Raw genomic sequence first — 8,189 nt, 5'->3', positions numbered from 1 at the left:
GGTTTTGGACACCACAAGTGGCATCTCGGGATGAGGGTGGGCTATTTACGTGCCAGGGCCCAGCACCACTGCCAGGGACAGGCCCAGCTCGGTGGTTTCCGCCACCGCTGGAATATTCAGCAACACACTGAGCGCTTCGGCGTTGGCTTTCTGTTTGATGCCGCTGTAGAAGACCACTGAGGCCGCTTGGGGCGCTCCGGCCCAGTTAGCAGACAGCCCCACTGGCCATCCATCGCTGGTGACACGTCCCGCGTACTGCGCTGCCAAGCCGGGAATACCGGTTGCATTGAATACATCCACTGGAACGTTCTTATCCACTGCGGAAGCTGGTGTGGGCTGCGTCGAGAGCGGCGCACCGCTAGTAGACACACCTACTAATGGCATCGAGGTCGTGTTGAACATCTTGGGCATGATGAAGAACGCCACCAACCCCACGCAGAGTGCCACCACTCCAAAGATCATCAGCGGCATCAATGAGCTCCTGTGCGGTTCCATCAATGCGCGGTGGACGCCGTGGCGGGCCGAATTCTCCTCGACAGCGTCAAATTCATCCCGGGGGTAATTACTCATTGTGCAGTGCTGTCCTTGTGGGTCCGTGGGGGTCTGGGCGCGTCAGTTCCCCAGTCGGCGTGCCGACCGGGCCTGTTGGCGTGACTCACGTAGTCTACGCAGCCTCTTAACCAGCATGGGATCATGAGCCAGCGCGGCTTCCGTGTCGATCAACGCATTGAGCACTTGATAGTAATGGGTGGCGGATAGGTCGAACATGTCACGGATGGCCTGCTCCTTGGCCCCAGCGTATTTCCACCACTGGCGTTCAAGGTCAAGCATTTGCTCGTCACGTTCGCTGAGCCCGTCAGGGGAGTTCGGCACTGCGCCGGGGTCCGCCGGATCCTGCCCGTGCTGAAGCGCGTCGGCCATTAGGGGCCCTCCCTCTACATTTCACCCACACTGGATTTCATGGCAAAATTTCATCCCTGAAGTTCGCCCGTGGCGGCCATGGTCAACAGCCTGCATTGTCCATAATAGAGCCAAATGACAAGCATGTCATTTGGCACCCTCAGTACCCAGCCACCCTCATCCGGGCCTGCCATGGTCCAGAATGGAAACCATGGATAGCAGCCCAGGCCTCTTCGATCTCCCTTCCCCCGAGCCCTGGGACGCCAGGCAATTGCAGGCCTTGGCGCACTTGCGCACCGACCCTTTGGCTCTGATGGCTCCGGACTGGGCCGCCACACTCGCCCCGCTGAAGGAGACCTTGTGCAGCCTTGGAGCCATGCTTTCCACCGAGTACGACGCCGGCACCGGCTTCCTGCCCCCACCCACCCAGGTGCTGCGTGCGTTGGGCACGCCCATGGCGGACATCAAGGTCTTGATCGTGGGCCAAGACCCGTATCCAACACCGGGACACTCGGTGGGCCTCGCCTTTTCGGTGAACAAGGCAACCCGCCCCCTGCCACGCAGTCTGAACAACATTTTCAAGGAACTGCAATCGGATCTCGGCATCGCCCCATCCGCTCATGGCGACTTGAGCGCCTGGGCCAACCAGGGGGTGCTGCTGCTGAACAGAGTGCTGACGGTGGCCCCGGGGGACGCAGGTTCGCACCGGCGTCGCGGGTGGGAAACCGTCACCGAATCCGTCATCACGGCCCTGGCAGCCAGACAACAACCCCTTGTCAGCGTGCTGTGGGGCAAGGACGCCCAACGACTTTCCCCATTGTTGGCGGGCACAGCCGTGATCGAGTCTGCCCACCCCAGCCCGCTGTCCGCTTCGAGGGGCTTCTTCGGCTCCAAACCGTTCAGCCGAGTCAACGAGTCGTTGCGCGCGCAAGGCAGCGCAGCGATCGACTGGTCCCTTCCAGTGGCCTAGACTAGTTAGGACAACCTAACTAGGCGTGCATGGCGCGCCAACCACGTCGGGCCCCTGCCCGGCACCAGGAGCTCATTGTGACTTCAGCCAAGACCGAATCCTCCACCGTTGTGGCACCAGCTGTAAAACCACGCACCCAGTTCACGCTGGATGTCCTGCGCACCGAATGGCTTAGCCCGCACATGGTGCGCGTTGTGGCCGGCGGGCCTGATCTGGCCAAGTTCACGGCCAAGGACGCCACCGACATGTACGTGAAGATCCATTTCCTGCTACCGGACGTGGTCTACCCGGAGCCCGTTGATGTGTTTGCACTGCGCGAGACCATGCCGCGCGAGCACTGGCCAGTGACCCGCACGTACACGGTGCGCTGGATTGATCTGGAGGCCCAGGAAATGGCCATCGACTTCGTTGTCCATGGCGAGGCCGGGTTGGCCGGGCCGTGGGCAGCGGCTGCTGCTCCGGGAGACCGGATCATTTTCTCCGGCCCCGGCGGTGCCTACAAGCCGAATCCCGATGCAGACTGGCACCTCCTCATTGGCGACGCCTCCGCACTGCCGGCCATTGCCGCCGCTCTTGAGGCTCTGCCGGCAACTGCCCGCGGTCAGGTGTATCTTGACCTGGAGACGGCCGCGGACATTCAGCCACTTGACAAGCCCGACGGCGTGGAGCTCACCTGGGTATTCCGCAACGGACTATCCCGAGCTGGGAGCACCATATTGCGGGATGCCGTCGCGAATGGTCCATGGCCTTCCGGGACGGTTGACGCCTTTGTGCACGGCGAGCGTGAATGCATGAAAGGGCTGCGGGACGTGCTTTTCAAGCAGCACGGACTTGAACGCTCACAGGTTTCGATCTCCGGCTACTGGGCATTTGGCCGCACGGAAGACTACTTCCAGGCTGAGAAGAAGCAGCCCGTCGGTAAAATCCTGTAGTAACCGGCGGATGCGGTACGGGGGCTGCTGTAGCCCCGGTACCGCCACGGCGGCTCTAGCCCAGGCGCCACCGCGGCGGCTCAGCGCCTACGGTTGCTGCGCCGAAGCTTTTGCCCATGGTTTCGGGTGAAGGGACGGGCCATGTTGTCTCCCAGCACCACCCCTGCGGCGACGGCCAGGATGACCACCAGGGCATTGAACAGACCCACAACTCCTGTGACGGAATCATCCGGTGTCAGCGTCATGACGAACATGGCCCGGAAAATAGACAGCCCCACCAGCAAGAAGATGATGGACGGCACGGCCACCACCAGTTGCGGCGCACCGAGCCGCAGCGCAATGACCCGGGACAGAATGCCGATCACGACGGCGGCAACTGCCGGGGCAAACCTGCCGCCAAAGCCCGCTTCCATGCCATAAAAATAGGCAAGGTAGCCCACCAAGGCCACGGCCAGGGTTGGCAGCAGCAACCTGATCGCTGTTTGTTCTGCGATGCAAATGGCCACCGTGGCGACGGCAACCAGCAGCAGTACCCAATACAGCGGCAGGGCGGCGGCGATGGGTTCGGCCACATTCAGTCGCGCCATCCCCAGCATGGCACTGGCAACCAAGGCCACGGAGATGCCCGCCACTATGGCACCAAACGTCAAGAACGCTGACAGGAAACGGCCAGAGGCAGAAACCGGGAACCCGTTGATGGCATCCTGCACAGCCGAGACCAGCCGGCCGGAGGGCAGCATCAACAAGATGCCGCCCGCCACCACAATGGACGGGCTCAGCGGCACATGCAACATGAAGCACAGCAACGCCAGCACGGTGATGATGAAGGAACTGATGGCCGTGACAAAGAAGTCCGGCACACGCCATTTGCCCAGTACACGTGCCACCTGACCCGCCAGCAAAATGGTCAAAAAACTAACAACGGCGCCAAGGACCGAGCCCCCAATGACACCAACCACGGCAGCGGCAAACACGGCTTCAGCCATGGCCACCATCCAACGAGGAAACGGCTTGGGCTTCTTCGTGATCACATCAAGGCGCCGTGACGCTTCATCGCGTGAGACTCCACCACCGGCAATCTCCGTCACCAGTTCGTGGACTTCCACCAGGCCCGCGTAGTTGTTGGTCCAGGAGCGGACAACCCGCAAAAGAGTGATGGGCACCGCCTCCCGGGGCGCGTAGTTGATGACCACCGACTGGTTCGTGATGTCAACTTCAATATTGCGCAGCCCCAGGGCCGCCGTAACGGCGATGATGCTGCTTTCAACTTCCAAGGCACCTGCGCCATACCGGAACATGGTCTCAGCCAGCCGGAGCGCAAAGTCAATGGTCTTCCGTGCCGACTCCTCGGCCTTGCCCACCTGGATCGTGAAGTTGGCGTACGGAGTTCCGGCCAGCCTGTCAACAATGTTCATCGGAGCCGTGGGAGGGGCCTCCCCCTGCACGAGCTTTCTCAGCACGGACCGGGCTGCCTTGTTGGTCCGCGCAGGGGACACCACAGGGATCAGACCGGCGGCAGGTGCAGGCCCCGACCCCGCTGTGCCTGGCCGCGCACCATTGGACAGTGCTGACTTGCCAGTGGACAGTGCTGACTTGGACGGCACCGGCTTGTAAGTCGCTGGCTTCGTAGACGCGGCCTTGGAGGGCGCTGGCTTGAAGGGGGCCTTCTTCGCTGACGCCGGTTTCGTTGGAACCGGCATGGCCTGCACACGGCTTGCAGGGGCAGGGCCGGAAGGTTTCGTGTCTGTTTGACCGTGGCCGGGCACGTTGTGGTCCCGGCTGTTGGGATGGTTGGTCATTGATGCTCCCTGTGGCCTAGTCCCGGCGCCGGTGGCAGGATCTGCTGCCGTCGTGCGCCGTTGAAGTGTTTAGTAGAACTGCTTTCCGGTCCGGCGTGTGTACAACTGTCTGAACACGCGCTCCCCCGCTCTCGACCACAATTTATATCGCACCGGGCTGAGTACAAGGTCGTAGCAGCCTACAAAATCCGTGACCGTCTTGGTGAAGCTCGTTTTGAACAGGCCCAGCCCGTGGTGCGGATGGGTGGGGTCTTTGAGCCGGTCGGCTGGAGGTGTGCCGCAGAAGTCATACTCCACAGCCCCCAGTTCCTTCATGTCATTGATGGCCACCCACTGAACAAGGTGTGAGTCGCCATACTGTGAACGCTTTTGCAGCGATCCGCCGTCCTTATAGGTGGCTTTGGACCCGTAGTTGATGACGAACGCCCCCACCGAAGCGACCCCGTCCTCGTAGACGAAGTAGAAGTGCCCTTGGCCGCGGCTGGCGAACTCGGTCCAGAACTGGCGGTAGTAATTAAAATCACGAACTTGGTTGGTGGATTTCGCTGCAATGGTGCCCACCATCAGCTCATACATGGTGCGCATGGTCGCGTCGGTGGCTTCCATCCGCACCACCTCAACCTCTTCACGAATAGCCCGGCGGACGGCGTTTCGACCGCGGGAGTGAAGTTTGCGCAGCAGTTCGTTGGCCGCCGGGGAGATATCCAACAAGGCGGTGTGGTCATTGGGCTGCAGGTCTGGAACCTTGAGCAGCCCGGCACCGCGCAAGATCGCATGGGCTTCCTCACCGGCAATGACGTCCGGTTCAATCTTGACGGCGAAGACGTTCAGCTTCGCCCGCTTGACGAAGTCCCGCACCGCCTCGAGCATGGCGGGAATCTCACCCACGTTGGCGACGTCCGGGCCTTTGATGAAGTACCAGAGCCTGCCGAGCACCGGGAAGGACTTTTCCAAGACCAGGTTGTAGCTGGTGTAGTCGGGGCCCTCGAAGGCGATGAACTGAGTGTCCCAGCCGTAATTTCCCTTAACCGCGGCAAACGCTGCTGACTGCAGCAAATTACCACCGTTGGGGTTGGCGGTGACCAGCGAGTCCCATCGATCGATCTCGGCGGCAGTGGCAAATCGGGCAGTGAATTCTGACAAGTGACCCTCAAATAAGTCGGCAGGTGGTTGCACGTTTCAGTGTACCGGGGAAGAATCTCACAGCCGACTCCCAGAACCTCACCAGCCAACGGCCCAGTCCCGCGCGCACCATAAAATCCGTACGGTCGCCATCAAGGGGGCCACGGCGAATGGAACCGATCATGGGTGTGGTGTCCCGAAGCGTAGGAAATGCGTTTCGCAACAAAATTAGAACGAGCGCCGTCGTGGTCATTTTGGCCGTGGCCATTGCCTTGGCCCTCTCCATGCTGGTGGCAAACCAGGGCGTTGGCAGCAAGGTCGACTCGTTGAAGGCCTCGGTGGGCAACAGCCTGACCATCAACCCGGCAGGTTCGCGCGGCGGCCTCGGCGGCGGACAGCCATTGACGACGGCGGACCTCACCAAAGCCGCCGCCGTCACCCACGTGGACAGTGCCACCGGGACGCTGGCCGTGCGGCTGGGCAATTCCGCAGCCACCACCACCTCGCAGACCGGCGGCTCCACGGCGGCATCAGGCAATGCTGCGCCGTCCGGAGCGGGTGGACGGTTTGGCACCAGCGGCACCACGAGCCTGGTATCCGCCGTGGCTCCGGGCCAGCTGGGCCAGCGCAACAACAGCAACGGCAACAGCACCGGCGGTTCCGGCAGTTCCAGCTCCGGTTCAACGGCCGCCCGCCCGGCGTTTAGCATTCCCATCCAGGCCACGGGCGTCTCCACCTCAACCACGGCCACGGGGACTGCCCTCAACCTCACCTCGGGGAAGGCGCTGAGCGACTTCGCAGCCACATCAACGCAGTCTCTGGTGGGAACCACTCTTGCCACCAAGAACAATCTGAAGGTGGGCTCCACCTACACCGTGCAGGACCGGACCATGACGGTCACCGGCATCTTTGACTCCGGAACGGCCTTCGATAACAACGCCGTTTATCTGCCGCTGGCAGCCACCCAGACCTTGACCGGCCAGGACGGCCAGCTGAGCAGCATCTCGGTGATGGTGGACAGTATTGACAACGTTGCAGCCACGCAGACTGCGCTGACAAGCACGCTGGGCGCCACCAATGTGGATGTGACGAGCGGCTCCGCAAATCTGCAGTCGGCCATCACGTCCTTGGGCACGGTGGCGAACATTTCCCTCATTGCCTACATCGCCTCACTCATAGCAGCCGGACTCATTGTGCTGCTGATCATGATCATGGTGGTCCGTGAACGCCGCCGCGAAATTGGCGTGCTGAAGGCCATCGGCGCTTCCAGCGGCACCATCGGCGCACAGTTCACCGTCGAGGCCCTCGTCCTGGTCGTCATGGGTTCGGTGGTGGGTGCCGTCATTGCGGCCTTTGCCAGCAACCCCATCGCCAATGCCCTCGTGTCCGGCAACACCTCAAGCTCAACCGCGGCTGCGGGCCGGGGGCCGGGTGCCGGGGGAGGCGGATTCGGAGGAGGCGGCGGTGGTGGCTTTGAACGCGCACGTGGCGCTTTCGCCGGTGCCGGTCAGCTCATCGGCACCATCAGCACCTCCGTCGGCTGGCAGACGCTGGCCTTTGGAGTCCTGGGCATCTTGTTGATCGCCGTTCTCGGCGCGTTGATTCCAGCCCTTCTAACAGCAAAAGTCCGTCCCATCGAAGTACTGCGGGGAGAATAAGCCATGTTGACCGTCACCGACGTCGTCAAGACGTTCAAATCAGGAGACCAGACCATCAAGCCGGTGAACGGAGTCACTTTCTGCCTTGAGCAGGGCACCTTCGCCGCCGTCCTCGGCAAGAGCGGCAGCGGCAAAAGCACGCTGCTTTCACTCCTCGGGGCGCTGGACAAGGCCACCTCGGGCGACGTGGTGGTGGACGGGGTGAATATTTCCACCCTTCCGGACAGGAAGTTGACGGCCTACCGCCGCGACGACATTGGTTTTGTGTTTCAGGCTTACCACCTGATCCCCAACCTGTCCGCGCGGGAAAATGTGATGCTGCCCATGGAATTCGCCGGCGTGCCGCACAAGGAACGGGCCGCCCGTGCCGCCGAACTGCTCACCCAGGTGGGCCTCGGCGCGGAAATGCATTCACGCAAGGCCAACAAGCTCTCCGGCGGTATGCAGCAGCGGGTGGCCATCGCCCGGGCACTGGCCAACAACCCCAAGCTCATCCTGGCCGACGAGCCGACAGGGAACCTCGATGATGAAACCGGCGAGCTCATCATCGACCTGCTGCGCAAACTCGCCCACGAGAAGAAAACCACCATCCTCGTTGTCACCCACGACCACGCCCTGGCGACTCGCACGGACAGGCGGTTCCGCCTTGCCCGCGGCCAGCTCACCGAAGACGGCGTCCAAGCCGCCTAAGGAACACTGAAAGCAAGTACTGTCCCAGAGCGCAATGATGCCGTTGTGGTGATCGGACCCCCCCCAAAACCGGGGCCCAGCACACAAACACACAAAAAATTGGGGGGGGGGGATGGGT

The 8,189-nt window shown here is 62.1% G+C and carries 8 protein-coding genes; 4 read left to right on the top strand and 4 right to left on the bottom strand.

The genetic code is table 11. From position 1 onward, the window contains the following. Positions 1-45: 45 nt before the first annotated feature. Together Q4P21_RS10830 and Q4P21_RS10825 are read right to left on the bottom strand one after the other, a co-directional pair. On the bottom strand, positions 46-570 hold the full coding sequence (locus tag Q4P21_RS10830; protein WP_303388777.1) for a LytR C-terminal domain-containing protein: 525 nt from the start codon (positions 568-570) through the stop codon (positions 46-48). 42 nt (positions 571-612) lie between these two features. Continuing rightward, entirely contained in the window at positions 613-921 is a 309-nt protein-coding gene (locus Q4P21_RS10825) for a DUF3263 domain-containing protein (RefSeq protein WP_303388776.1), read from the bottom strand. 292 nt (positions 922-1,213) lie between these two features. Between Q4P21_RS10825 and Q4P21_RS10820 the strand changes: the two genes are divergently transcribed. Both Q4P21_RS10820 and Q4P21_RS10815 read left to right on the top strand, forming a co-directional pair. Next, positions 1,214-1,870 (top strand): uracil-DNA glycosylase, encoded by a 657-nt coding sequence (locus tag Q4P21_RS10820; RefSeq protein ID WP_303388780.1) that lies wholly within the window; start codon positions 1,214-1,216, stop codon positions 1,868-1,870. A gap of 110 nt (positions 1,871-1,980) precedes the next feature. Then, positions 1,981-2,802, top strand: coding sequence for a siderophore-interacting protein (locus Q4P21_RS10815; protein ID WP_303388779.1), 822 nt, complete (start codon positions 1,981-1,983; stop codon positions 2,800-2,802). 80 nt (positions 2,803-2,882) lie between these two features. Here the strand turns inward: Q4P21_RS10815 and Q4P21_RS10810 are convergent, their stop codons facing one another. Both Q4P21_RS10810 and Q4P21_RS10805 read right to left on the bottom strand, forming a co-directional pair. Beyond that, on the bottom strand, positions 2,883-4,601 hold the full coding sequence (locus Q4P21_RS10810; protein ID WP_303388775.1) for a threonine/serine exporter ThrE family protein: 1,719 nt from the start codon (positions 4,599-4,601) through the stop codon (positions 2,883-2,885). A gap of 69 nt (positions 4,602-4,670) precedes the next feature. Then, a complete protein-coding gene (locus Q4P21_RS10805; protein ID WP_303388774.1) occupies positions 4,671-5,744 on the bottom strand; it encodes a peptidoglycan bridge formation glycyltransferase FemA/FemB family protein in 1,074 nt (357 codons plus the stop codon). A gap of 149 nt (positions 5,745-5,893) precedes the next feature. Between Q4P21_RS10805 and Q4P21_RS10800 the strand changes: the two genes are divergently transcribed. Together Q4P21_RS10800 and Q4P21_RS10795 are read left to right on the top strand one after the other, a co-directional pair. Next, positions 5,894-7,381 carry an ABC transporter permease gene (locus Q4P21_RS10800; RefSeq protein ID WP_369598892.1) on the top strand — a complete coding sequence of 496 codons (1,488 nt, stop codon included), beginning with the start codon at positions 5,894-5,896 and terminating at the stop codon, positions 7,379-7,381. A 3-nt stretch (positions 7,382-7,384) separates the two neighbouring features. Beyond that, positions 7,385-8,071: an ABC transporter ATP-binding protein gene (locus tag Q4P21_RS10795; protein ID WP_303388773.1), complete on the top strand. Its 687-nt coding sequence runs from the start codon at positions 7,385-7,387 to the stop codon at positions 8,069-8,071. The last annotated feature ends 118 nt before the right edge of the window (positions 8,072-8,189 follow it).

This window comes from Arthrobacter sp. (genome assembly GCF_030540645.1).
Classification (GTDB): Bacteria; Actinomycetota; Actinomycetes; order Actinomycetales; family Micrococcaceae; genus Specibacter.
This window is presented reverse-complemented; position numbering and strand designations above follow the sequence as displayed.

Bases quoted from the DNA above. Each gene is read 5' to 3' on its own strand.
- Q4P21_RS10830 (WP_303388777.1), bottom strand. From the start codon at position 570: ATGAGTAATTACCCCCGGGATGAATTTGACGCTGTCGAGGAGAATTCG.
- Q4P21_RS10825 (WP_303388776.1), bottom strand. From the start codon at position 921: ATGGCCGACGCGCTTCAGCACGGGCAGGATCCGGCGGACCCCGGCGCA.
- Q4P21_RS10820 (WP_303388780.1), top strand. From the start codon at position 1,214: ATGGCTCCGGACTGGGCCGCCACACTCGCCCCGCTGAAGGAGACCTTG.
- Q4P21_RS10810 (WP_303388775.1), bottom strand. From the start codon at position 4,601: ATGACCAACCATCCCAACAGCCGGGACCACAACGTGCCCGGCCACGGT.
- Q4P21_RS10800 (WP_369598892.1), top strand. From the start codon at position 5,894: ATGGAACCGATCATGGGTGTGGTGTCCCGAAGCGTAGGAAATGCGTTT.
- Q4P21_RS10795 (WP_303388773.1), top strand. From the start codon at position 7,385: ATGTTGACCGTCACCGACGTCGTCAAGACGTTCAAATCAGGAGACCAG.